This window comes from Sediminibacterium roseum (assembly GCF_009939005.1).
GTDB lineage: Bacteria > Bacteroidota > Bacteroidia > Chitinophagales > Chitinophagaceae > Sediminibacterium > Sediminibacterium roseum.
Genome location: NZ_JAACJS010000002.1, coordinates 471,865 through 496,020, shown reverse-complemented (window position 1 = coordinate 496,020; position 24,156 = coordinate 471,865). Strand labels below are relative to the sequence as shown.

Annotated in this window: 21 protein-coding genes; 17 read left to right on the top strand and 4 right to left on the bottom strand. The window is 49.1% G+C overall.

The genetic code is table 11. The features are described from left to right. Window positions 1–65: 65 nt before the first annotated feature. Window positions 66–1,241 (bottom strand): acetyl-CoA C-acyltransferase, encoded by a 1,176-nt coding sequence (locus tag GWC95_RS02100; RefSeq protein ID WP_161817014.1) that lies wholly within the window; start codon window positions 1,239–1,241, stop codon window positions 66–68. Between the two features lie 155 nt (window positions 1,242–1,396). Between GWC95_RS02100 and GWC95_RS02095 the strand changes: the two genes are divergently transcribed. The 8 genes from GWC95_RS02095 (at window position 1,397) to GWC95_RS02060 (ending at window position 7,572) form a co-directional block, all read left to right on the top strand. Beyond that, the gene (locus GWC95_RS02095) at window positions 1,397–2,452 is read left to right on the top strand and encodes a quinone-dependent dihydroorotate dehydrogenase (RefSeq protein ID WP_161817013.1); all 1,056 of its coding nucleotides are present in this window, start codon (window positions 1,397–1,399) and stop codon (window positions 2,450–2,452) included. Between the two features lie 5 nt (window positions 2,453–2,457). After that, window positions 2,458–3,258: a TerC family protein gene (locus tag GWC95_RS02090; RefSeq protein ID WP_161817012.1), complete on the top strand. Its 801-nt coding sequence runs from the start codon at window positions 2,458–2,460 to the stop codon at window positions 3,256–3,258. A gap of 107 nt (window positions 3,259–3,365) precedes the next feature. After that, window positions 3,366–3,992, top strand: a complete 627-nt coding sequence (locus GWC95_RS02085) for a hypothetical protein (RefSeq protein WP_161817011.1) — start codon at window positions 3,366–3,368, stop codon at window positions 3,990–3,992. A gap of 14 nt (window positions 3,993–4,006) precedes the next feature. Beyond that, on the top strand, window positions 4,007–4,306 hold the full coding sequence (locus GWC95_RS02080; RefSeq protein WP_161817010.1) for a winged helix-turn-helix domain-containing protein: 300 nt from the start codon (window positions 4,007–4,009) through the stop codon (window positions 4,304–4,306). 40 nt (window positions 4,307–4,346) lie between these two features. After that, a complete protein-coding gene (gene creD, locus GWC95_RS02075) occupies window positions 4,347–6,149 on the top strand; it encodes a cell envelope integrity protein CreD (RefSeq protein WP_161817009.1) in 1,803 nt (600 codons plus the stop codon). 69 nt (window positions 6,150–6,218) lie between these two features. After that, window positions 6,219–6,581 carry a diacylglycerol kinase family protein gene (locus GWC95_RS02070; protein WP_161817008.1) on the top strand — a complete coding sequence of 121 codons (363 nt, stop codon included), beginning with the start codon at window positions 6,219–6,221 and terminating at the stop codon, window positions 6,579–6,581. Continuing rightward, the gene (locus tag GWC95_RS02065) at window positions 6,578–7,225 is read left to right on the top strand and encodes a DUF1361 domain-containing protein (protein WP_161817007.1); all 648 of its coding nucleotides are present in this window, start codon (window positions 6,578–6,580) and stop codon (window positions 7,223–7,225) included. The genes GWC95_RS02070 and GWC95_RS02065 overlap by 4 nt, the downstream gene beginning before the upstream one ends. A gap of 62 nt (window positions 7,226–7,287) precedes the next feature. Further along, window positions 7,288–7,572, top strand: a complete 285-nt coding sequence (locus GWC95_RS02060; protein ID WP_161817006.1) for a hypothetical protein — start codon at window positions 7,288–7,290, stop codon at window positions 7,570–7,572. Here the strand turns inward: GWC95_RS02060 and GWC95_RS02055 are convergent, their stop codons facing one another. Beyond that, window positions 7,573–10,923, bottom strand: a complete 3,351-nt coding sequence (locus tag GWC95_RS02055) for a hypothetical protein (RefSeq protein WP_237722030.1) — start codon at window positions 10,921–10,923, stop codon at window positions 7,573–7,575. Between the two features lie 62 nt (window positions 10,924–10,985). Here GWC95_RS02055 and GWC95_RS02050 point away from each other — a divergent pair, with 62 nt between their 5' ends. Then, on the top strand, window positions 10,986–11,621 hold the full coding sequence (locus tag GWC95_RS02050) for an MBL fold metallo-hydrolase (RefSeq protein ID WP_161817005.1): 636 nt from the start codon (window positions 10,986–10,988) through the stop codon (window positions 11,619–11,621). A gap of 36 nt (window positions 11,622–11,657) precedes the next feature. Here the strand turns inward: GWC95_RS02050 and GWC95_RS02045 are convergent, their stop codons facing one another. Then, entirely contained in the window at window positions 11,658–13,856 is a 2,199-nt protein-coding gene (locus GWC95_RS02045) for a hypothetical protein (RefSeq protein WP_161817004.1), read from the bottom strand. Window positions 13,857–13,997: 141 nt separating this feature from the next. Here GWC95_RS02045 and GWC95_RS02040 point away from each other — a divergent pair, with 141 nt between their 5' ends. The 5 genes from GWC95_RS02040 to galE all read left to right on the top strand — a co-directional run bounded on the left by GWC95_RS02040 (window position 13,998) and on the right by galE (window position 19,236). After that, entirely contained in the window at window positions 13,998–14,678 is a 681-nt protein-coding gene (locus tag GWC95_RS02040) for a response regulator transcription factor (RefSeq protein WP_161817003.1), read from the top strand. A gap of 120 nt (window positions 14,679–14,798) precedes the next feature. Then, entirely contained in the window at window positions 14,799–15,848 is a 1,050-nt protein-coding gene (locus tag GWC95_RS02035) for a sensor histidine kinase (RefSeq protein WP_161817002.1), read from the top strand. Window positions 15,849–16,276: 428 nt separating this feature from the next. After that, entirely contained in the window at window positions 16,277–16,894 is a 618-nt protein-coding gene (locus tag GWC95_RS02030) for a DUF47 domain-containing protein (RefSeq protein ID WP_237722029.1), read from the top strand. Window positions 16,895–16,998: 104 nt separating this feature from the next. Then, window positions 16,999–18,039, top strand: coding sequence for an inorganic phosphate transporter (locus GWC95_RS02025; RefSeq protein ID WP_161817000.1), 1,041 nt, complete (start codon window positions 16,999–17,001; stop codon window positions 18,037–18,039). Window positions 18,040–18,192: 153 nt separating this feature from the next. Further along, the gene (gene galE, locus GWC95_RS02020) at window positions 18,193–19,236 is read left to right on the top strand and encodes a UDP-glucose 4-epimerase GalE (RefSeq protein WP_161816999.1); all 1,044 of its coding nucleotides are present in this window, start codon (window positions 18,193–18,195) and stop codon (window positions 19,234–19,236) included. 109 nt (window positions 19,237–19,345) lie between these two features. Here galE and prfA read toward each other — a convergent pair whose 3' ends face one another. After that, a complete protein-coding gene (gene prfA, locus GWC95_RS02015) occupies window positions 19,346–20,407 on the bottom strand; it encodes a peptide chain release factor 1 (RefSeq protein WP_161816998.1) in 1,062 nt (353 codons plus the stop codon). 117 nt (window positions 20,408–20,524) lie between these two features. On the opposite strand from prfA, the gene GWC95_RS02010 reads away from it, so the two are divergent. From GWC95_RS02010 to GWC95_RS02000, 3 genes are all read left to right on the top strand, one after another. Continuing rightward, the gene (locus tag GWC95_RS02010; RefSeq protein WP_161816997.1) at window positions 20,525–21,235 is read left to right on the top strand and encodes a hypothetical protein; all 711 of its coding nucleotides are present in this window, start codon (window positions 20,525–20,527) and stop codon (window positions 21,233–21,235) included. Beyond that, a complete protein-coding gene (locus tag GWC95_RS02005) occupies window positions 21,235–22,791 on the top strand; it encodes an N-acyl-D-amino-acid deacylase family protein (RefSeq protein ID WP_161816996.1) in 1,557 nt (518 codons plus the stop codon). Before GWC95_RS02010 ends, GWC95_RS02005 begins: the two co-directional genes overlap by 1 nt. A 112-nt stretch (window positions 22,792–22,903) precedes the next feature. Continuing rightward, window positions 22,904–24,073: a dipeptidase gene (locus tag GWC95_RS02000; RefSeq protein WP_161816995.1), complete on the top strand. Its 1,170-nt coding sequence runs from the start codon at window positions 22,904–22,906 to the stop codon at window positions 24,071–24,073. Window positions 24,074–24,156: the final 83 nt, after the last annotated feature.

Below are 24,156 nucleotides of genomic sequence, written 5' to 3'. Positions count from 1 at the left end.
CCTTTTGATGGTGCCCGCTTTTTTGTGCGCTGCAGAAATGTGCTCCCGGCTTTGGCAAGGTGTCGTCAAATGCGCTCGATGATACCGGCGATTCCCTGCCCGCCGCCAACACAGGCAGTAACCATCCCGTATTTTTTATCCAGCCGTTTCATATCATTCAACAATTGGACGGTGAGCTTGCAACCTGTGCATCCGAGTGGGTGCCCGAGGGCGATGGCGCCGCCGTTGATGTTTACTATATCAGGGTTCAATCCAAGCTCCCGTATAACGGCCAGCGATTGCGAGGCGAAGGCCTCGTTCAATTCGATCAGGTCAATATCGTTCAGCTGCATACCCGCCTGCTTCAATACTTTCGGTATCGCCGCCACCGGCCCGATGCCCATGATCCGCGGGTGAACACCTGCAGATGCGCAGTTCACCAGGCGGCCAATTGGTTTCAATCCAAGTTCATTGATCATCCGCTCACTCATCACCAATGCGAAAGCGGCGCCATCACTGGTTTGCGATGAATTGCCCGCCGTTACACTGCCACCTGTTGCAAACGCGGGTTTGAGTTTGGCAAGCGCCTCTGTATTGGTATCGGCACGCACACCTTCGTCTGTATCTACCACGTAAGACCGTGTTGCTTTTTTTCCTTTTTCGTTGAGATAAACCTCTTCAACCGTAATGGGCAGTATCCCGCTTTTGAAATAACCCTCGTCGAGCGCGGTCTTTGCTTTGCGGTGCGAGTGGTAAGCGAATTCGTCCTGGTCTTCGCGGCTCACCTTGAACTCTTTGGCAACGGCCTCTGCCGTTAACCCCATGCTCAGGTAATAATCCGGTTCGTCTTTTGCAATGGCATACGAAGGAACCGTTTTCCACCCGGCCGTGGGAACCAGGCTCATGCTTTCCGTTCCACCGGCGATGATGCAATCCGCCATACCCGTGCGGATCTTGGCAGTGGCGATGGCGATGCTTTCCAACCCGCTCGCACAGTACCGGTTGATGGTAAGCCCGGCCACATCAATACCCAATGCCCGCGCAGAAATGATCCTTCCGAACTGCAGGCCCTGCTCCGCTTCCGGAACGGCATTACCAACGATCACATCATCCACCCTTTTCGGATCAAGCTGCGGCACGGTGGCCATCAACCCCCTGATCACCTCAACCGCCAGGTCGTCGGGCCTGAAAAACCTGAACCCGCCCTTCTTACTCTTGGCCACCGCCGTGCGGTAACCGGTTACGATGTATGCTTCCTGCATATGATTACGTTTTACATCTCAAATATAGGAAAAAAGGTTGTTTATGCAACTAAAGCTATGGGGTATGGGGTGTTGCCTGCCGCTTGTCCCGTTCTGTCAACAAAAGCAGGCCGCCTGCGGTTCGCAACTCGCAGCTTCCTGCTATCTTCGCGCTCATGCTTTACCCCCTTATCCGCGAGTTGTTGTTCTGTTTCCCGCCCGAGGATGTTCATTATTTTTCGATGAACCTGCTGCGCGCGGGCTGCGGCATCGCCCCCGTCAGGTCTTTACTGGAAAGCAATTTCCGTGTATCTCACCCTTCGTTGAAAAAAGAAGTATTCGGGTTGTCGTTTGAGAACCCTGTGGGATTGGGCGCCGGCTTCGACAAAAACGCCCTTTACCTGCGCGAGCTCGAAACACTGGGCTTCGGTTTTGCAGAAATAGGAACGGTTACGCCCAAACCACAGCAGGGAAATGAAAAGCCGAGGTTGTTCAGGCTGCCGGCAGACAAAGCGCTTGTCAACCGCATGGGATTTAACAACGATGGGGTTGAAGTGATCCGGAAAAGGCTGGTTGAGAGAAAGGAGCGCGAGGCAAAAGGCAAAAAGACCGGTTTTATTGTAGGGGGAAACATCGGCAAAAACAAAACAACCGATAACGAGGATGCCTGGAAAGATTATTGCATTGGTTTTGAAGGATTGTTTGAGGGCGTGGATTATTTCGTGGTGAACGTAAGCTCACCCAACACACCGGGATTGCGCGCGCTGCAGGAAAAAGATTCGCTCAAAAAGATCTTATCCGAAATACAGAACCGCAACCACGCAAGACCCGGCCCGAAACCATTGCTGCTCAAGATCGCGCCGGATCTTACCAACGAACAACTGGACGACATCATTGAACTGGGTTTTGAGACGGCACTCAGCGGGTTGGTTGCCACCAATACAACCATCAGCAGGGAGAACCTCAAAACACCGGCGCAAACCATACAGCAGATCGGCGCAGGCGGGCTGAGCGGGAAACCGGTTAGGGAAAGGGCAACAGAGGTTGTTCAATACCTTTGCCGCGGGCTCGAAGGAAAAATTCCCGTGATCGCAAGCGGCGGCATCTTTACCGGCGCCGATGCGGAAGAAAAACTGGATGCGGGCGCAACACTTGTACAGGTATGGACCGGGTTTATTTACGAAGGGCCATCGATCGTTAAAAATATTTGTAAACACCTTGCTATAAAATAATTGTTATGGAGTCATTGTTCAGCGCCGACAACCTCGTGAGTTTTCTTGTACTGGTTATACTCGAGATCGTATTGGGTATCGATAATGTGATTTTTGTAAGCATCATCATGAACCGCTTACCCAAAGCGCTGCAGCCGAAAGCAAGGATCACGTGGATGGTCACCGGTATTGCAACCCGCAGTGTCCTGTTGTTCGGCCTGAGCTGGCTGCTTGCGCAAAAAGGCAAATCGCTGTTTTCCATGTTTGGTAAGGATTTTGACATCGCGAGCCTTGTAATGCTGGCGGGCGGGTTGTTCCTTATGTACAAAACCGTAAAAGAAATCCACCACAAACTGGAGGGCGAAGCAGATGAAGCGGCGGGCATCAAAACAAAACCACTGGCATTCGGCGCGGCGGTTGTACAGATCATGCTGATCGATATGGTGTTTAGTTTCGACAGCATCATTACCGCGGGCGGAACCGCAAAACGACTGGAAATAATGATCGCCGCCGTTGTGGTTGCCATGATCGTCATGTTCCTTTTCAGCCCCAGGATTTCGTCTTTCATACACAAACACCCGACATTGAAAATGCTTGCGCTTTCATTCCTCGTGATGATCGGGCTGGTGTTGCTGGTAGAGGGCTGGGACAGCGAGCGCGCACACGAAATGCACCTCAAGAACTATGTTTACTTCGCGATGGCGTTTTCTTTCATCGTTGAGATCCTCAATATGCGGATGCGGAAAAAATACGTTCCGCCCGTACAGCTCCGCGAGCCTACTTTACCGGCCGAAACACTGGATTCCGGTTCAGACGAAGCCCATTAACCAAAGGATGATCCGGGGAAAGCTGCAGGCTTTCCAATGGCCGGTCCGCAAAAAAAATTTTGGGATCTGAAGAATTCAACCTTACTTTGAATTACAAAGTACTTTTTATGGAAGACAAAAACGTACATCTCGACGCCCTGCAAGACATCAAACAGATGATGGAGCGGAGCAGCCGGTTCATCAGCCTGAGTGGGCTGAGTGGTATTGGCGCGGGTGTTTGTGCACTGGTGGGCGCTTTTTGCGCGCAGAAGATCATGCGCATCGATGGTTTTTTTGATTACCAGTGGATCTTTTTCGAGGAAGGCTCCAGTGTAGGCAGGCCTTTGATGGTCCTTGGTGTTGCCATTTTTTTTGCGGCCCTGGCCGTAGCGTTCCTGTTCACCTACCTTCGCAGCAGGAAAACAGCAACGCCCATCTGGGGAACCACCTCCAGGCGTTTGATGTGGAACACGATGATCCCTCTCCTGGTTGGCGGGATCGTTACTTTCCGGTTTTTTGAGTTGGGGTTGGGCGGATTGATCGCGCCATCGTGCCTGCTGTTTTATGGATTGGCACTGATCAACGGAAGCAAATACACTTTATCAGAAATACGGTGGCTGGGTTTTAGTGAGCTGGCACTGGGGTTGATCAACCTTTGGTACATCGGTTACGGGCTCCTGTTCTGGACCATTGGTTTTGGCGTGCTTCATATTTTATATGGCGCGATCATGTGGTGGAAATATGAAAAGAAATAACCAAGGCGGGCAACATGAAAAATCCGATCGAACACCTTAATAAAATTTTTGACAGCCGCATCCGGCTCGGCATCATGAGCGCCGTGCTGGTGAACAATGAAGTGAGTTTCAACGACCTGAAAGAACTCATCCAGGTTACAGACGGTAACCTTGCGAGCCATCTGAAAACACTGGAAGAAGCAGCATACATCAAAGTAAACAAGGGCTTCATCGGCCGGAAAACAAATACCACCTATGCAGTTACAAAGTCGGGCGAAAAAGCATTTAAACACCATTTGGAAGCGCTGGAAAAAATGATCCGGAAGTTGAGCTAAATTTTTTTACCCATTCACTTTGAAATTCAAAGTACTTTTTATGAAATACTCCCCGTCATTCAGAATATGGTTTAATACATGGATCGCTTTCTGCGCACTGCTTATCATGCTTGGTGTATTTGTAAGAACTGATTTTGTCATACCGTTTATCTGCGGGCTTTCCCTTATTCTCAGTGCGCCCTCGGGCGTTGCTTATATGATCGCGTTCTGGCTTTTAAACCGCATCCGCATCCATCCCATCCAAAAATTTTATGGCATAGTTGCAGCAACAGGTGGCATTGCAGCACTGTATGCCATACCGCTCGCGGCAGTTTTTGCATGGAACAACATGATCGGCAACATACTCAACCTGGAAATATATTTTCCCGCTTTTTTAATGCTGTTCGTTTGCGGCCTCGCCTCCGTTTTATGGAACCGAGAACGCATCCTCTCCTATTTTTCTCCGGAAATGAATTTCATTGATCCCTCCACCACCACCGAAACAAATCGTTCACCTCATAAAAACCAAACAAACATGGACCCGTTCACATCCTCACCCGAACCAACAGAAAAACCCGGCAACAAAACCATGATCAAAGGAATGATCACCGGTGGATTGATACTTTTGTTATTGATCCCTACCATCTTCATCACCAACCTCATCCAGGAACGCCAGCTGCGGCAGGCCGAAGTGGTGAAAGACGTGAGCAGCAAATGGGCCACTGCCCAAACCATTACAGGGCCGTACATTTTCATTCGGTATAAAACCAGGGACAAAGACGGCAAAGAAACAGCAGGAACAAAAGAACTTGTATTTCTTCCCGACAACTTAGAGGTGAGTGGCAACATCGTTCCCGAACAAAGATTGCGTTCGATCTACAAAGTGTTGTTGTACAAGAGCCAGCTCAACAGCAAGGGAAATTTCATCCTTCAATTACCCAAAGAAGTTGATCCCGCTTCGCTCGTTTTGAACGAGGCAAAAATCTGCGTGGGCATCACCGATTTCAAAGGGATCGAGAAAAAGATCGAGATCAGGCTGAATGATTCGAACTACATACTTTCGCCAGGCCTGCCCACTGATTTTGTTGATGAAACCGGGTTATCGGCATCCATTGATCTGAAGCCTGAAAATTTTGGCAAGTCCCTTTCTTTCTCGTTCCCTCTGCAGATCAAAGGAAGTGAACAGCTGCATTTTGTTCCGCTAAGCGGAAACAGCCAGTTTACGATCAGCTCTGTGTGGGCCAACCCTTCTTTCGATGGCAATTCGATTCCGAGTGAAAGAAATGTTGGCAACAATGGCTTCCAGGCAAAATGGGAATTCAACAAGGCGAACCTTCCTTTCGGCACCGTACTCGAAAACAAGCAGCTTAATAAACAGGCCCACGCTTTCGGAATAAGCATGATCCAGCCTGCGGATCAATATGCAAAAACAACACGCAGTGTAAAGTATGCGATCTTGATCATCGGCTTGACACTCTCCCTTTTCTTCATCACAGAACTGATGCAGAAAAAACCAGTGCATCCCGTACAATATGTTTTGATCGGGCTCGCGCTCGTGATCTTTTACACCTTGCTTCTTTCGATCAGCGAGTTTGTTCTTTTCGATCTCGCTTACCTGATCGCTGCTGTTGCTACGATCCTGCTCATTACCCTCTATGCGAAAGGCCATTTCAAAAGCTGGAAGACCGCTGGCATATTCGCTTCGCTGATGAGCGGGTTGTATGGATTCATCTTTGTGCTCATCAGCCTCGAAGACACTGCATTGCTTGTTGGCAGCATCGGTTTGTTCATCGTACTCGCCCTGGTGATGTATGTGAGCAGGAAAATAAACTGGTATCAACCGGAAACAATGGCGGTACAATAAAATTTGTCGTGGCGCGGAATCATTGGCAACTGCTCTGTGATCCGCGCCCTAACCTTATTTCAAACAAACATGAAAAAACAATCTCTTCCCCAGGCATTCTCCAACGCGTTCAACGGGCTGTTCTTTTTTTTGCGGCGCGACAGGAACGGCCGTATTCACCTGGCTGTTTCTGTATTGGTATCGGGTGCGGGTCTTTATTTCCATGTATCCGCAACAGAATGGCTTTTCCTGTTGGCCTGCTTCGCGATGGTTCCCTGTTTTGAAATGATGAACTATGCGCTGGAGCAGGTTTGCGATGTGGCACACCCGTCGTATCACCCGCTGATCAGGATCGCGAAAGACGTTGCGGCGGCGGCTGTGTTGTGGTCTGCGCTTGTAAGCGTGGCGATCGGGTTGGTGATCTTTATTCCTAAAACAATTCAATTGTTATGAATCTGAAATTATCCGGAACAAGCAGGATGCTGCTGTTGTCGATCGTATTCTGTATGATCCTGCTGATCGTTCGTTTTGTGTATACAGGCGATACGGTTACTTACCGATGCTATGCATGGAACACCTTCCTGGCCACGATCCCTTACCTGATCAGCACATGGTTCATTAAACAAAGAGAAGGGAACCGTTTTGTGTTGCCGTTGCTTTTTGTTTGGATCCTGTTCCTGCCCAATGCGCCTTACCTGGTCACCGACCTGTTCCATTTTGAACAACGCACCGATGCGCCCCTCTGGTACGACCTGCTGCTTGTAACCTCAGGCGCATGGAACGGTGTTCTTTTGGGCATGGCATCGCTGATGAACATCGAACGTTTTTTATCCCGTTACCTCAAACCCCTGGTGGTAAAGACACTCGTGTTTGCCAGCCTCTTGTTGTGTGGTTATGGCGTATTCATCGGGCGGTTCCTTCGTTTCAACAGTTGGGATGTGGTTACGGACCCCGGGGGGCTTGCGATGGCTTCCGCACATCATATCCTGCTCCCGCTGAATTATCCCAAGCTGTGGGTGTTCACCGTACTGTTTGCGGGGTTTTTGATGATCATTTATTTTACGCTGAAAGAGCTTGGTAAGACAAGCGTTCGCTGAATAACGACTTAATGTATCGGCAAAGGCAACAGGGGTTGCCTCTAAAATCCGCAACAAAAAATATGAAACCATTGTCCAGGAACGAATCGATACTTGCCGGCATTCTTGCCCTTCTGTTGTTCGCCATCGCTTACAGCGCACTTATGAACGATGCGGAAGCTTTTACAAAAGAAGGACCCGCTAAAAGTTCCCATCACAAACAACCCGGACTGTTGCGTTTGCACGCATCTTACGGCGACGATGTTGTTACAGGTCATCGCGTGGCCTGTTTTCTTGCTCCCTGTGTCCTAAAAAAAACAGGAGACAATGTGCTTGTCTCCTGCCTGTTTGTTCCTTGCTTCTTTTAATTAGAAATCAAATCCCAAAGCAAAATAATATACAGGTTTTCCTTTGAACACGCCTTTCATTGGCCAGCCCGCATCAAACTTGAGGAAGTAGCCGAGCAATGTGCTGCGTACACCAAAACCGTAACCACCTGCAAATGGCCCCAGTCCGCCTGCATCTATACGTACCACTACCGGTGTGGTTGGGTCGCGTACCACTTCGCCCGGGCGTTTAATGCCGTTGTAGCTTCCGTTCCATGCGGTTCCGAGGTCGATGAACTGTACGAGCTGGAAGTTGCGCAGGAAGGCGTTATTGATGGGCCTGTTGAGCAGTGTTGAGAAAACCGGGAAACGGAATTCGCTGTTGATCACAAAAGCATTGTTCCCGTTTGCCACATTCTGGTTGTAGCCGCGCATGTTGACCGCGAGCGATTGGAACGCATAGGTCTGATCGGGCGCCGGCTGGTTGTTGTTGAATTTAGGGCTGATCCATCCGTCCACTCCACCCAGGTAATAGATGATCTTATTTTGGCCCCATGAGAAATCCGCAGCGGCGCGGCCGGCCCAGATAAAGTTGCGGTAGATCTTGTGGTAATACCTTCCATCAAAACCAAAATTGAAAGTTGTTTTCCCGCCGCCCGATGGCATGTTCGCATCTAGGTACACTTTGTAACGGAGGCCGTTCCAGATGTTCTGGGTAGGGTTGACCGTATTGTCGTGCACATATTCCAGGCGCGAAACGATCCACTGCGAAAGAGTATCGGGAAACTTCAGCGCCGCTGGGTCGGGCAATCCCGCACTGTTGTCGAACGGCCGCAGAACGCCTTTGTCCGTACGGTATCCAACCGTTGCGCGCAAACTTTTTACTTCGTTGAATGGATAGGAAACATTTACCTGGTAGAGGTTTGTATACAACATCGTGTTGTAGCTCGTGTTGAAGAAATTGGTTACGTTGCTCCGGTAATAAGTAACGCTCCAGTCTACACGTTTGCGGTAATTGGCAAAAGTGAAGAAGATGTCTTTATCGCTCAGGTTGGTTCCGAAACGCAGGCCGCCTACAAACTTAAGGTCCTCCATCAAATCGCTTGCCCCAACGCGGAAGGTGAAATTGAAGTCGTTCCCGTTGTTGAGCTGTATCGGGCCCGATCCACCGCCATAAGGCTGGTAGCGGTTAACGAGGATGTTGTTTGTAAACCCTACCAATGCATAATCGCTGCTGAACTTCATCCTGTAATCAAACAGTTTTGATTTCGACAAAACGGAAGCCGGCAATACACCCGGTAATGCATTGTTGCGAACGATGGTTGTTGTATCGGGTTTTTCATCCGCAAACTCGTTCTGGAAATAATCCACCTTCTTTGTGCTGTCTGCCGTTGTTTTTTTGTTGTAGTTGATGGCTTTCCCGTCTGCCGCTTTTTTCTCGGCCAATACCTTACGCATGTATTCTGTTGGCCTTGCGTTTACGTTTCTTTTGCTGAGCGCCACTTCATCCACTTTCAGTTTGTAGAGGAATTTGTAGTCGCCCTCTCTTCTCACCTCGCTCACGGTTCCGTTGTTTCCCGCGATGCGTGTTTCTAGCAGGCTGCTTGCATAGTTGGTGATCGGGAAGGTGTAGGTTGAATCTTTGTATACCTGGAAATAGCTCACACTGTCTGGCTCGGGTTTCTGCCATGCGCGCAGGGTAGAATCAAATTCTTTAGTGCTCGGGTTGCGCAGCAGCTCGTCGCCGATGTAATACAAAGTATCGAGCCCGTTGCGTTGTGTTGAAAAGAATCCGGCCCAGCGGTTGCCGATGCCGTTTTCATCTGATACGAATGTAAAGTGGTTGGTATTGTATTGCATCGGGTAACGCGCATTACCGGCTTTTACGTTGGTGAGCTGCGCGATCTGTTTCTTTTTGCTGTCGTTCAGAATGTCTACGATAAAAATATTGTACGAATGCCTGCCGGGTAAAACCGTATCCGTATTGGGCGCATCGGGAGCGGGCCTGTTGGATGCGAACACGATGCCGGAACGGTTGGGGAATGACACAAAAGTGGGATCCACATCATCGTATACATCATCGGTGATCTGTGTTGCTTTGTTTTCTTCGATCTTGTAGGTGAAGATATCGGTGTGTCCGTTCTTTACTGCGCTCAATACGAGCGAGTTTGCATCGAGCATGAAAGAGGCATCGATCACCTGGTCAAAATCTTCCAGCTCCTGTTTGTATCTTTTGAATTTAGCGAGCACATCGTACACAAACATTTTTGTTTTGCCGTTTTCCCAGTAGATGCAGAGCAGGCGCGTTCCTTTTACATCCCAGGCGAGGATGGGGTAGTTCGGGTTGATGTCGCCCTGGTTGGTGCGTACGCCGATCTTGAGCAAGGTTCTTGCATCGTAGAAATTCTCCATCAACTTAACGGTGTATTGTCCTTTTTTAAATTCAACCACACCATAGGTTGTGCTTCTCGGGTTTGGGTTGGCCTGGAAGCGGATGTAATCGTTTTTGGAAACATCTTCTGCCACCACCTGTTGCCCTTTGGGCTGGTTCCTGCGCTGGCGGATGTCTTTTACATACACTTCCTGCTCATACTGCATGAAATCGGACAGCACCTCTTTGAATTTCTTTTTACAAACGCGCAGACACGCGTTGTTGAGGTTCTTATAGATCCGTGCGAGGTACAAGAGGTAGGTTACGTTTTCTTTCCTGTATTTTTCGGCGATGTAGTTCCAGAAAGCGTGTCCTGCGAGCAATGGTTTCTCGAAGGCGAACTGGTAAAAGGAATTGTAGCTTCCCCCGAGGATGGCGCTTTTCAGCTCATCGTCTTTTTGGGTGCTCCATGGCTGTGCTGCGTAGGCCACGTAGCCATCGACCAGCCATTTGGGCAGATCGAGCAAGGCCTGGTTGCTGGCAAACTCGCCGATGTCGTCGCCGAACATGAGGTTGTCTGTAAGCACACGTGCGATGCCTTCTTTAACCTGTTGTTTCAGGTGCTCGTGGTTGCCATCGAAGTAAACCACGATCTTGTTGTTAACGAGTTTGGTGAGACCGCCCGAGTTCTGCCAATCGCTGCCGAGGCCTATGTTGCTGCTTTTGTAATCGTTGTAATTGTTGTACACCACGATGTTGGCGCGCCGCTGCAAGGAATATTCAATAAAATTCTCGATGGGCTGCAATTCGGTTTCCGCCACCTGCGCCACAAATTTGCCGAGTTCAACACCACCCTGTGCGATGTAGGTGTTGAAATTAGGCGACTGGTAAAATTTCCATTGAAACTTTTTATGCTGAATGCGGTTCTTGCCAAATTCAACAGAGTTAACCTGCGATTGGGCAAGCACCGGTAAAAGAAAACCCACAAAAACCACCCATTGTTTGATTCGATTCAATTGCATATCCGAACTTTAGTGTTTTAAAATTAGGCAATTACTCAGTAAAAGACGTTAAAAATACGATTATGCTCAAGGTCAAGGCGCTAACATTCAATCCTGCACAGGAAAATACTTACATCTTATTCAATGAACAGAACAAAGCTATCATAATTGATCCCGGATGTTACTTCAGCGCTGAACACGAAACGTTAAATTCTTTCTTAAAAGATACGCAACTTGAGCCCGCGAGGTTGCTGAACACGCACTGCCACCTCGACCATGTTTGCGGCAACCTCTGGGTATACCAGAACTGGGGCACCGAGCTCTGGATCCCTTCGGGCGAAGAAGAAGTGCTTGCCAATGCGCCTTTATGGGGAGAGAAATGGGGCATGAGCTTTAAAAACTACGACGGCCCTGTTCATTTTATACACGAGGGGGATACGATCGTTTTGGATAATGATACGCTCAAAGTGATCCTGGCACCCGGCCATTCCCCTGCCAGTATGTGTTTCTACGCCGAAAAAGAAAAATTCCTGATCGGCGGTGATGTACTTTTTTACCAGAGCATCGGCCGCACCGACCTTCCGGGTGGTGATCATGAAACGCTGTTGCGCAGCATCCGGGAACAATTGTTTGTTTTGCCGGATGATGTGGTGGTTTACCCGGGGCATGGGCGCCCCACAACCATCGGCTATGAGAAACGCAACAACCCTTTTCTTTGACCCAGGCACCTTGCGCCTTAAAACAGTTCCGGGTGGTTAACGCGTTCCGCCTCTCCAGGCATTGTCGTATGCCATGATAAAAATGGCGCCCAGGTTTTTATGCGGTGGAATGTAATCGTCGAATTTCTCGCGGTATCCGGCGCCCACTTTGATGGATACGTTCTTCCAGATGTCTTCCCAAACCAGGTCCTTGCCCAGCCTCAGCCTTTCGGTGATCGCGTCGATGATGATCTGGTTCACCACGCCTGCGCCGGTCTGTTTAGAAGAGATGATCTGGGCCGTAGGGCAGATCTTGAGTATATCGTTCAGTTTCTGGTAACCTCCGCAACTTCCCAGCAATACCAGTTTGGCGCTTGAAGGCAGGCGGCTGATGGTTCCGTTGAGGTAGTAACTGTGGCCGCGGTGGATCACGATCTTTGGTTCAAGGTTGTTTGCTTCGAGGTAATCGATCAATGCATCCTGCGCCTGTATATCCAGCTCCTGTTTCTCATCCAGCGGAAGATTTGCGTAGATGGTAACCGGCGTGGTATTTTTTCCCACAGAGCTGATCTCGACCCACTGCGGCGTTGTTTTTATTTTCCAGTTTGCATTGCGGAAGCGCGACATGAACGCGGCAAAATAGGTGGCCGCATCTTTATCGCCATAAGAAAACTGTTGTATGATGATTCGGTTCGATGTATCCTGCAATGCTTTCTTTGGCATAATATAAACCGGGTCGATGCCAAGCTCGGCGGTCATATCGATGTGCTTTGTTGAATCCATCGACTGGAAAATGGTATTGAGCAGTTTGTAGATCAGTTGTCCTCTTTTGTTCTGTGTTCGCGAGGTTTGATCGAGGTTGGTCTGTACTTCGGTAAGAATCAGTTTGCGGATGTCTTTGTTGTAAATACTGGCATACGAGTCTGCCACATCAACGGCATCTTCGAGCGTGGCGCCTTTCTCGAGCCCGTCTACGAAACTACGCAGGAGCCCTTCTGAAGTGGTGGCGCTCATTCGGCTGAGAAAATTATCCAGCGTATTGTAGGCCGCACACATTTTGATGAACTTCTTGTAATAATCGTTGTGCACCCTGTCGAGCAGCGAGTCCGAACGCGGTACATCCATCGATTCAAAGATCTTTTTATATACACCGCTTACAAAGCTCGATGTGTAGATCTCATCTTCTCCCAATACCGCCAAATAGTACAGTTCTTCGGGGCGGAGTCCTTCGAGTTTTTTGAAACGGATCTTTTCGTTCGAGATATCGTGCAGTGCATTGATCTCGTTGATGAACAGGTCAACCGCTTTTTGTTTCAGCTTCACCGTAAGCGCCTGAACGGCCATAGGCGTATCGCCACGGTGCATGCGTTCTGCATATTCGATCCGGGTTCTTACAAGCAAACGATAGTAACCCACCGATGAATCGTTCTTTACATAGGGGGTGATGGAATCCATGGTGATCTTTCCTGTATATAAATTATCCAGGAAGGGAAAATACATGCGCCCTGTTTTGGTGAGAGCCAGCTTGCCGATGATCTTCACCAGCGGGTGGTTCACAGACTGGATCCTTCGTCCCAATGCATTGGGTGCGGCGGCATAACGCGAAAGGTCTTCCTGATTTTTGAACGCTTCGCGGATGATGAGGCTGTCTGCAAAACGGTTGTTCGGGTGTTTGGTAAGGATTTGTAATACCTGGTTGGGGTTGCGCTGGATCGATTTGAGCACGATCACATCGCGTGCAGCCGGGATGCCTTCGTTTTCCCTGAGTGCGAAATTATCCATCAATATATTACCCACTTCAGGCTCGTTGGCCGTTACCACGGGGAGGATGGAATTACCGGAGAGCTGTGCCTGCATGGCGTCTTCGAACGCTTTTACAAGCGGCGGAAGCATGGAGGCCGAAAGCACGTGGTTGCGGTAGGCCGAACCAAAGGCCACCAGCATTTCGTTGATACCGCGCAGCCAGGTGAATTTGCCTTTTTCGTCCAGCTTGCTGTTCAATTCCACCTGGGCGCGCATGTTGTTAACGCGGAGGCGGACGGCCTTATTGATCGACTGGTCGAGCGTTTTGTTGCCCGTAACCGGGAAAAGCGTATCCGTTTTCCTGGCCAGTTTGGTGATCGCGTTGAGTGAACTGATGATCTGTTCGTGGTGGTACTCGCGCGAGGCGGGTATCACCGGCATCTTTATTTCCTGCTGGGCGGCCAGAGCCAATACCATGAACACCGCAAGGGCTGTAGTGTAGATTCTCTTCATTTGCATATCCTTAGGCAAAAATACTGCCATTGAGATAAAAGACACGATTTTGGCCATTCTTGCAGTTAACAATAACATAATAAAGGCAAAACACGTTATTGCAGCGGTTTAAAATTAATTTTGCGTAAACTTAAGGTTAACATGGAAGGCAAACCGAAACGGATACTGATCGCAGATGATGAACCGGATATCCTGGAGATCGTAAGTTACAACCTTGGCAGGGAAGGGTACGAAATCCACACGGCAAAGGATGGCAATGAAGCGCTGGAGAATGCCAAACAACTGCAACCCGACCTGATCATCCTCGATATCATGATGCCGAAGAAAACCGGCGTGGAAGTGTGCCAGATCCTCCGTTCCCAACCCGCTTTCCAGGAAACGCTGATCATCTTTTTAACGGCTTTGAGTGATGAGGCCTCGCACATCAAGGGCCTCGAAACCGGCGCGGATGATTATGTGAGCAAACCCATCAGCCCGAAAGTACTGGTGAGCCGCGTCAATGCCCTCTTCAGGCGGGTAAACAGCAAAGACACGGGCAAAAGCATCAAACTTGGCAATATTGTTATCGACCCGGTGAAGTTTATTGTAACCATTGATAACCAGGAAGTCATCCTCGCAAAAAAAGAATTCGAACTGCTTTACCTGCTGGCATCGCGCCCTGGACGCGTTTTCCTCCGCAATGAAATACTCTCGCAGGTTTGGGGCAACGACGTGATCGTTGGCGACCGCACCATCGACGTACACATCCGCAAAGTACGGCAGAAACTGGGGGTGGATTGTATCACCACGGTTAAGGGAGTGGGGTATAAATTCGAACATTAACAGCCAGTAACTGATAGCATTGCCCTTATTGGGGGATCCATACTAACTTCGGGCTGATAACCTGCGTTCAACATTCGCATTATTGTTGAATGTCAGGTGTTCAAAAACGGTAACCGCAACATGTTCAAGACCAAAAATTTATCCCCGCAACAACTCTCCGCATTCACGGCGCTGATACTGTCGTTGCCGATCGCGGTGGGGATATGGGTGCTTACGTGGGACTGGCTGGTTGCCCTGGTATCGCTGGTGGTTACGTTTATAGGAGGTTACCTGCTGATCCGTTTTGTACTGGAGTCGTTCATTTACCGGAAGATCAAACTCATTTACAAGTTCATTTACCAGACCAAGGCCACCAAACGGGAGGAAACCTATTACAAGTACATATTACCACAGAAAGGCATAGATGAAGTAAGGAAGGATGTGGAACAATGGGCCGAGCAACGGAGCGCCGAAATCGAGTTGTTAAAGACCAACGAGGCCTACCGGAAAGAATTTTTACAAAATCTTGCACACGAGTTCAAAACGCCCATTTTTGCGATACAGGGTTATGTAGACACATTGCTCAGTGGGGCGATGGAGAACCCCGAAGTGAGTAAACGTTTCCTCGAAAACACATCGCGCAATGTAGACAGGATGGTGAACCTGGTACAGGACCTCGACGAGATCTCGCGCCTGGAGAGCGGAGAACAGCCGCTTAACAAGGAGAATTTTGTGATACAGGATGTGATCCGCGAAACCTACGAGGCATTGTCGATCAAAACCAATGCGCGGAACATCAGGTGCAGCATCAAAAAAGGATGTGAATCACCGATCACGGTGTTTGCCGACAAAGAAAAGATCAGGCAGGTGTTGAACAACCTGATCGAGAACGCCGCCAAATATGGCAAAAAAGACGGCAGCATTGTGGCCAGTGTTTACAAAACCGACGGCCGGCACGTACTCATCGAGCTGAGCGATGATGGCATTGGCATTTCAGAAGAACACCTGCCCCGGATTTTTGAACGTTTTTACCGCACCGACCGCGGCCGCAGCAGGGATGTAGGCGGCACGGGGCTCGGCCTCGCCATCTGCAAACACATCATCGAGGCCCACGGCCAGGCCATGCACGTGCGGAGCAAACTGGATATCGGCACAACCATAGGATTTACACTTGATGCGAGGAAAGAATGATCTTATCCGCTGTGATCCTTATGCAGCCAACCCTTTTCTTAAGAACGGCCAGGCAAAAAAAACGGCCACGATAGAAATCGCGGCCTTCACATGAGATAAAAAGTTCCATTGCTTGCTATGCGGTGCAAAAATGGCGCCCGGATATTAACTGAATGTGAAGGCAGTAAGATGAAAATGTTAACCAGGTGGCTGGTTGTTGACAATAAACACCTGCTTGTTTCTGCAAAGATTCGTACCTTAAAGCTGGCCCGGGGCACGAGGTTTCCGGCTGGTACGTCGCGGCTGCGTCGAAAAAGCTTTACAAAAAATTAAAGAACCCCAATATTATCTAATCGTTAATTAAAATATGGGTAAGCACTATCCCCTGCATACCCCTATTTTTGCCTAAATTTTAATGTATGGGTATCAACAATTTTGGTCGTTTTTTTATGCCAAAGAACAAGGTGTTTTATGAGTTGTTTGAAGACGTAGCCGACAAAGTTTACGAAATGGGCCTCAAGCTCAAGGAAATGGTAAGCGAGCACGACAACAACAAACGCGCCGCTATTCTTGCGCAGCTCGAGGACCTGGAGCACAAAAACGACGACAATACCCACCGCATCTTCACCGAGCTCGGGCGTAACTTCATAACGCCTTTCGACCGGGAAGACATCCACTACCTGGCAAGTGCGTTGGATGATATTGCAGATTACATTTATGGTTCCGCTAAAAAGATCAACTTTTATGGCGTAAACCCGAACGACACCGGCATCCAGAAAATGGCCGACCTGATTCTCCAGGGTTCGGCAGAGATCAAAAAAGCGGTATTCGGTTTGCGCGATATGAAAAACCTCCGCGAAATGACCGAGGCGATGGTGAAAGTGAACAGCATTGAAAACCAGGCAGACGACGTGTTTGACATGAGCATCGAAAAGCTCTTCAACCACGAAAACGATTTTAAGGAAGTGATCAAGAAACGCGAGATCTACCAGGTAATGGAGATTGCTACAGACAAATGTGAAGATGCCGCGAACGTAATTGAATCGATCATTATCAAATACGCATAGGATTTTAATTGATAATTGATCATTAATTATTAGTAATGAGTTTCATTTTCTAATAACTATCCGTCAATTGCTAATTATTAATTACTAATTACTAATTGCACCCAATGTTTACCTTACTCGTCATCATTATAGTTCTCGCTTTCATTTTCGATTACATCAATGGTTTTCACGATGCGGCCAATTCTATTGCCACGATCGTTTCCACCAAGGTGCTTACGCCTTTCCAGGCGGTGGTTTGGGCGGCGTTCTTCAATTTCGCGGCCTTTTTTATCTCGAAATATATTTTCAAAGAGTTTGGCATCGGCAATACGGTTGCCAAATGGGTACAGCCTGAATTCATTACGCTGCATGTGATCCTGGCGGGTATCATCGCGGCCATCATCTGGAACCTGATCACCTGGTGGTTCGGCATCCCTTCCAGCTCTTCGCATACGCTGATGGGTGGTTTTGTGGGCGCAGCCCTCGCCAACGCACATGGGTTTGCAGACAATGGCATTCATGTGATCAACTACGCAAAAGTGGTTCCTACTTTCCTTTTCATCTTTTTTGCACCGCTCATAGGAATGGTCATTGCGTTCTTTATCACCATATTGATCGTTCACCTGTGCAAGCGGTCCAACCCATACAGGGCCGAAAACTGGTTTAAGAAATTACAGCTGGTATCATCCGCCGCCTTCAGCCTTGGGCATGGCGGCAACGACGCCCAGAAAGTTATGGGTATCATCGGCGCAGCCGTGATCTACTACGAAGGAACCAAGGGCAACCATATGGATTTCGACCAGTTTGTTTCGCAGTACGGTTGGGTGCCTTTCACCAGTTTTCTCTGCATCGGCATCGGAACCATGAGTGGTGGCTGGAAGATCGTGAAAACGATGGGAACCCGCATCACCAAAGTAACACCGCTCGAAGGGGTGGCGGCCGAAACAGCGGGCGCCATTACGTTGTTCCTCACCGAACATTTTAAAATTCCCGTATCAACCACGCATACCATTACCGGTTCCATCATCGGTGTAGGCGCCACCAAACGCCTGAGCGCAGTACGCTGGGGTGTAACCGTAAACCTGCTCTGGGCTTGGATCCTGACCATTCCCATCTCCGCATTTATCGCGGCCTGTGTGTTCTATGTTTTGAAGATGTTTGTTTAACCCAGGAAGCCCTGCGCCGCTGGCAATGCAGCGTGGAGCAAAGGCCCGCCCGGCGGGATGTTTTTACGTTTTTCCAATGCAAAGAAAAAAAAGCGCAGGGTCCGCAGCGCGTGGCTCGCAGCTTTTCACCATCTTGCACTTTCAAAATCTCCTATGCCTAAGATCCTTGTTACAGGTGGTTGTGGTTATATCGGTTCGCATACAATCGTAGATCTGCTGGATCACCAGTACGATGTGATTTCTATTGACGACAACTCAAGATCAACCCCCTATGCGCTTGCAGGTATCGAGAAGATCACCGGTAAAAAAATAAAGAACTACAAAGTAGACCTTAAGAATTTTGATGAAACGCGCGCCGTTTTCCAGGAGAACCCGGATATCAATGCCGTGATTCATTTTGCCGCGTACAAAGCCGTTGGCGAATCGGTGGAAGACCCGTTGCAGTATTATGAGAACAATATTTTCGGGTTGATCAACCTCGTCAAATGTGTACAGGAATTCTCCGTGCCACATTTTGTTTTCTCTTCTTCCTGCACGGTGTATGGCAATCCTGAACACATGCCGGTTACCGAAGATTCGCCTACCGGCAAAGCCGAATCGCCGTATGGCGCCACTAAGCAGATGGGGGAGCGTGTGCTGCAGGACTTTGCAAAATCAACCGGCGCCACCACGATCGCACTGCTTCGTTATTTCAACCCGGTGGGTGCGCATCCAAGTGCGCTGATCGGCGAATTACCGTTGGGCAAACCGCAGAACCTGGTTCCTGTAATTACACAAACCGCCATTGGCAAGCTGCCAAAAATGATGGTGTTTGGAGATGACTATCCCACACGCGATGGAAGTTGCGTACGCGATTACATTCATGTTTGCGACATAGCGCATGCGCACACATTGGCGGTACAATATCTTTCCGATAAGAAAAACAAATCGCGCTGCGATGTTTTTAACCTCGGCACCGGCGATGGCGTTACCGTGCTTGAGGCCATCCGCATGTTTGAAAAAGTGAGCGGCGTAAAGCTCAATTACGAAATAGGTCCGCGCCGCGCCGGCGATATCGTGGCCATTTACGCAAACAACGATTTTGCCATCCAACAACTCGGCTGGAAGATTAAATACAATCTCGAGGAAATGATCCGCACCGCATGGCAATGGGAACTGAAGATCAAGGAAGCCGAAGAGATGGTGAAGAGTAATTGAAGTGCGTACTAATACAGATTATGAAAAAGGTGGATCAATGATGATCCACCTTTTTTAGTTCTATTACCATTCCGGATGCATGCTGAGAAGTCTCTATTCACTACCCGGCTTACTGCGTGGTCATTTTCTCTGCGTTCTCTGCCATTTGCAGCGACTCAATGAATTCATCGATATCACCGTTGATCACGGCATCAAGGTTATAAGAAGTGAGGCCGATGCGGTGATCGGTTACCCGGCCCTGCGGCCAGTTGTAGGTACGGATCTTGGCGCTTCTGTCGCCGGTGCTTACCAATGTTTTCCGCTGGCGCGATATTTCTTCTTCCTGTTTGCGTACCTGTTCTTCGTAGAGTTTGGTACGGAGCATCGTCATCGCTTTCTCGCGGTTGCCGAGCTGTGACCTTTCGGTCTGGCAAACCACAACTACGCCTGTTGGTATGTGGGTGAGAAATACTTTTGTTTCTACCTTGTTTACGTTTTGTCCGCCGGCACCCCCGCTTCGTGCCGTTTCCATTTTAACATCGCTTTCTTTCAGTTCAAAATCCACTTCTTCTGCTTCGGGCATCACCGCAACCGTTGCCGCGGAAGTGTGAACGCGGCCCTGGGTTTCTGTATCGGGCACACGTTGTACACGGTGTACGCCGCTCTCAAATTTCAGGGTGCCGTACACATCTTCTCCTGTTACTTCAACGATCACTTCCTTGTATCCTCCAACCGTTCCCTCGCTTTCGGTTACGATCGATGTTTTCCAACCGCGTCGTGAGCAATAACGGAGGTACATACCCAGGAGGTCGCCGGCAAAAAGGCTTGCTTCGTCACCACCCGTTCCCGCGCGGATCTCGAGGATGGCGTTCTTATCGTCCTGCGGATCTTTGGGTATCAGCAGGCGGGTGAGTTCTTTTTCGAGTATTTCTTTTCGCTCCTCCAATGCCGGCAGCTCCATCTTGGCGAGCTCGCGCATTTCTTCGTCGGATGAATGCTGGGCCTCTTTGGCAAATGCGTGTTCGTCCAGCACTTTCCTGTATTCTTCGTAAGGCTTCACGATCTTCTCCAGGGAGCGGTACTCCTTGCTGTAGGCCCCAAACTCCTTCTGGTTGTTGATGATCTCGGGGTTGGTAAGGGCCACGCCTACCTGGTCAAAACGTGCTTTTATGGCTTCAAGCTTATCCAGCATATGATTCAAAATTCAGGGAGCAAAAGTACAATTTTGGGCGCGTTTTACAGGCCTTAATCTCAAAGCCGGTTCTGAAAAGAGAATTCTGTATCTTAATCGGCCCAAACCGGCCCGTTTATGGAAGTACACCACCATTCTAAAAACCATGGAAAAAAGAACTGGAAAAGCTATGCCGGCGAATTCCTGATGCTGTTCCTGGCGGTTTTCTGCGGATTTATCGCCGAAAACCTGCGTGAAAGCTATGTTGAAAAAGAAAGGGCGCACGAATATATGGCCAGCATGGTGACTGATCTTCAGAAAGACACCCTCCAGCTTACGCAATTCATCCGCATCAATAAAAAAATGGTGGTTGGTATCGATTCCCTGCTTGTATCACTGAAATCAAAAGAGCCCGGCGCCGCCAAAAACATATATATGCACAGCCGTTTCGTTGGCATAAGCGCTTTGTTTGAAAACGAGAACGGAACCATCACCCAATTGAAAAACGCTGGCGGGCTCCGCCTGATCAAAGACACCGCCTGTGTAAACGCCATTACCGATTACGAGCAGTTCAACACGCACGTAACCAAACAAGGCGATGCCTATTACAAATCAATGCTCGAGATCCTGAACCTGATGGAACAGGTGCTCGATTTTTCAGGCGCCGCGCAGCAAACGCCGCCCGCCGGCCTTTATGTATCGGATGATGCCGATAAAATGCGCACGTTCTACAACAAATGTTTTATCCAGCGCAAGATCATAGAGAACTACGTGGCCAACCTCGCCGAACAAAAACAAAAAGCCGTAAAAGGAATCGAATTGCTCAGAAAAAAATACCACCTGTCCTGATGAAACCACTGATCATCTTCTTATGCCTCCCCTTTTTATCTCTTGCACAACAGGCCGATGTGCTCATCAAAAACGGAAAGATCCTGGACGGTACCGGCAACAGCTGGCATTACGGCGACATCGCCGTTCAGAACGGCAAGATCGTTGCCATGGGCAGGCTAAGCAAGTGGGGCGCCGCCAAAACGATTGATGCAACCGGGCTCATCGTTGCACCGGGTTTTATTGACGTACACACGCATATTGAGGGCGACGAAAGAAGAAACCCTACTGCCGACAATTTTATTTACGATGGCGTAACCACCGTTGTAACGGGTAACTGCGGCGGATCGCAGATCAACATCGGCCGGTATTTTTCAATGCTTGACAGCCTGAAGTTGTCTGTTAACGTGGCTACACTGGTTGGCCACAACGATGTGAGAAAGGCCGTGATCGGCTCGGCCAACCGCGATCCCAACGAAGAAGAAATGAAAAAAATGGAAGGCCTTGTTGAACAGGCAATGAAAGATGGTGCAGTGGGATTGTCTACCGGCCTCATCTATATCCCCGGCACGTATTCCAAAACCGAAGAAGTGGTAAGGCTCGCAAAAGTAGCGTCCAGGTACAATGGCGTGTATGCAAGTCATATGAGAGATGAGGGCGACAGCGTAACCCAGGCCATCGAAGAAGCGTTACACATCGGGCGCGAAGCAAAGATGCCTGTTGAGATTTCGCATTTCAAACTGAGCGGGCAACAGAACTGGGGAAGAAGCAAAGAAACCGTTCCGATGATCACCAGGGCCCGGGAGGAAGGATTGGATGTAACCATCGATCAATACCCTTACACCGCAAGCAGCACATCACTCAGCACTTTGTTGCCCGATTGGGTTTTGGCCGATGGACAGGATTCGATCAAAGCAAGACTGGCACGACCCGAAATACGCAAAGAAGTAACGGATTACATGCTGAAGAAATTAAAAAAACGAAAGCTGAAAAATTTCAGCTATCCTGTTGTTGCTTCTTTCCGCGCCGACAGTACCTACAATGGAAAAAGCATTGAACAGGTAAACCTGCTCAAGGGCAGGAAACACAAGGCAAAAGAAGAAGCCGTTACCATTATGGAAATGATGGAACAGGGCGGAGCAGGCATGGTGTTTCATGGTATGGGCGATGAGGATGTGAAAGCGATCATGCGTTACCCGTTCAATATGTTTGCAAGCGATGCGAGCATCCGCATTTATGGCTCGGGCAACCCGCACCCACGGGGTTATGGAACCAATGCGCGTGTACTTTCAAAATATGTGCGCGAAGAAAAAGTGATCTCGCTGGAAGAAGCGATACGCCGCATGACCTCCTTGCCCGCCCAAAAATTCCAGCTCGGCAACCGCGGCATCCTCCGCGAAGGTTTTGCGGCGGATATTGTTTTGTTTGATGAGAAAACGGTAAAAGACAACTCAACCTACGACCAGCCGCACCAATATACTACCGGGTTTAAATATGTTCTGGTAAACGGGCAGGTTACTGTTGAAGACGGAAAACACAACGGAACGCGGGCCGGAAACACTTTGCGTTTGCATTGATTTGCCTGCCAGGCTTCAGGCCCGGTGTGCAACTTATTTTAAGAACAACAGGATGAACTGACGATCCACGATCGGCGGTTCATTCAATATTCAATTGACGATCACAACCACCATGAAAAAACTCCTCCTTCTCCTGCTTCCTTTCGCAGCGCAAGCGCAGAAAACAGACAAGCTCCATTTCAAATCACTGGTTTCGGATACGCACAATGATTTTCTCAGCAAAGCTGTGGAGAAGGGTTATGCCATGGATGCCAACCTGAAAGGAAAAACACACAGCGACCTGGCGAGGTTTAAACAGGGCGGCGTAGATGTGCAGGTGTTCTCGGTGTTCTGCGATGGCTCGTTTAAGAACGGCGCGGCATTTACAAGGGCAAACCGCGAGATGGATTCGCTGTATGCAGTGATCAAAAGAAACCCTGACAAGATCGTGCTTGCAACAAATACAAAACAGATCCGCAAAGCGGTACGCGGGCACAAGCTCGCGGCATTGTTTGGCGTGGAAGGCGGACACATGATCGAAGACAAACTTGAGAACATCGACAGTTTTTACAACCGCGGCGCGCGCTACCTCACACTTACCTGGAACAATTCAACGCCATGGGCCACTTCTGCCATGGAAGAAACACGCGGCACGTTTAAGAACGCAAAAAAAGGATTGAACGAATTCGGAATACAGGTTGTAAAACGTTTGAATGAACTGGGTATGATGGTTGATCTCTCACATGTGGGCGAACAAACTTTCTGGGACGCGATACAAGCCAGCACAAAACCGGTGATCGCATCGCACAGCTGTGTATATAATTTATGTCATTCCTTCAGAACACTCAAAGACGACCAGATCCGTGCGATCGGCAAGAATGGCGGGGTGATAGACATCAATTTCTTTTCGGGGTTTCTCGACAGCAATTACGAAAGAAAAAACGCGGCCTTCGCAGCCCGGCACAAGGCTGAAAAAGATTCACTCAAAAAGATCAATCCCGAAAACTATTATGCCGATGAGATCCTGTACGAAAAATACGCAGACGAGGTGCAGAACATCCGCGCACCTTTGTCGCTCGTGATCGACCATATTGATTACATCGTAAAGATGATCGGCATCGACCATGTGGGCCTGGGCTCCGATTTCGACGGCATCAACTCCGGCCCGCAGCAACTGGATGATGTTTCCTGCTATCCCGTTATCACCAAAGCACTGGCAGAACGCGGCTACAGCAAAAAAGACATCCGCAAGATCCTCGGCGAGAATTTTATGCGTGTGATGAAGGAAAACGAGCGGAAATAATTTTCGCGCCTGGTAACCCGTCAATCGTGAATAACCAACGGTTAATATATAGGTAGTCTCTCCTGGTCTCAATTTATACATTA

Bases quoted from the DNA above. Each gene is read 5' to 3' on its own strand.
- GWC95_RS02100 (WP_161817014.1), bottom strand. From the start codon at position 1,241: ATGCAGGAAGCATACATCGTAACCGGTTACCGCACGGCGGTGGCCAAG.
- GWC95_RS02095 (WP_161817013.1), top strand. From the start codon at position 1,397: ATGCTTTACCCCCTTATCCGCGAGTTGTTGTTCTGTTTCCCGCCCGAG.
- GWC95_RS02090 (WP_161817012.1), top strand. From the start codon at position 2,458: ATGGAGTCATTGTTCAGCGCCGACAACCTCGTGAGTTTTCTTGTACTG.
- GWC95_RS02085 (WP_161817011.1), top strand. From the start codon at position 3,366: ATGGAAGACAAAAACGTACATCTCGACGCCCTGCAAGACATCAAACAG.
- GWC95_RS02080 (WP_161817010.1), top strand. From the start codon at position 4,007: ATGAAAAATCCGATCGAACACCTTAATAAAATTTTTGACAGCCGCATC.
- creD (WP_161817009.1), top strand. From the start codon at position 4,347: ATGAAATACTCCCCGTCATTCAGAATATGGTTTAATACATGGATCGCT.
- GWC95_RS02070 (WP_161817008.1), top strand. From the start codon at position 6,219: ATGAAAAAACAATCTCTTCCCCAGGCATTCTCCAACGCGTTCAACGGG.
- GWC95_RS02065 (WP_161817007.1), top strand. From the start codon at position 6,578: ATGAATCTGAAATTATCCGGAACAAGCAGGATGCTGCTGTTGTCGATC.
- GWC95_RS02060 (WP_161817006.1), top strand. From the start codon at position 7,288: ATGAAACCATTGTCCAGGAACGAATCGATACTTGCCGGCATTCTTGCC.
- GWC95_RS02055 (WP_237722030.1), bottom strand. From the start codon at position 10,923: ATGCAATTGAATCGAATCAAACAATGGGTGGTTTTTGTGGGTTTTCTT.
- GWC95_RS02050 (WP_161817005.1), top strand. From the start codon at position 10,986: ATGCTCAAGGTCAAGGCGCTAACATTCAATCCTGCACAGGAAAATACT.
- GWC95_RS02045 (WP_161817004.1), bottom strand. From the start codon at position 13,856: ATGAAGAGAATCTACACTACAGCCCTTGCGGTGTTCATGGTATTGGCT.
- GWC95_RS02040 (WP_161817003.1), top strand. From the start codon at position 13,998: ATGGAAGGCAAACCGAAACGGATACTGATCGCAGATGATGAACCGGAT.
- GWC95_RS02035 (WP_161817002.1), top strand. From the start codon at position 14,799: ATGTTCAAGACCAAAAATTTATCCCCGCAACAACTCTCCGCATTCACG.
- GWC95_RS02030 (WP_237722029.1), top strand. From the start codon at position 16,277: ATGCCAAAGAACAAGGTGTTTTATGAGTTGTTTGAAGACGTAGCCGAC.
- GWC95_RS02025 (WP_161817000.1), top strand. From the start codon at position 16,999: ATGTTTACCTTACTCGTCATCATTATAGTTCTCGCTTTCATTTTCGAT.
- galE (WP_161816999.1), top strand. From the start codon at position 18,193: ATGCCTAAGATCCTTGTTACAGGTGGTTGTGGTTATATCGGTTCGCAT.
- prfA (WP_161816998.1), bottom strand. From the start codon at position 20,407: ATGCTGGATAAGCTTGAAGCCATAAAAGCACGTTTTGACCAGGTAGGC.
- GWC95_RS02010 (WP_161816997.1), top strand. From the start codon at position 20,525: ATGGAAGTACACCACCATTCTAAAAACCATGGAAAAAAGAACTGGAAA.
- GWC95_RS02005 (WP_161816996.1), top strand. From the start codon at position 21,235: ATGAAACCACTGATCATCTTCTTATGCCTCCCCTTTTTATCTCTTGCA.
- GWC95_RS02000 (WP_161816995.1), top strand. From the start codon at position 22,904: ATGAAAAAACTCCTCCTTCTCCTGCTTCCTTTCGCAGCGCAAGCGCAG.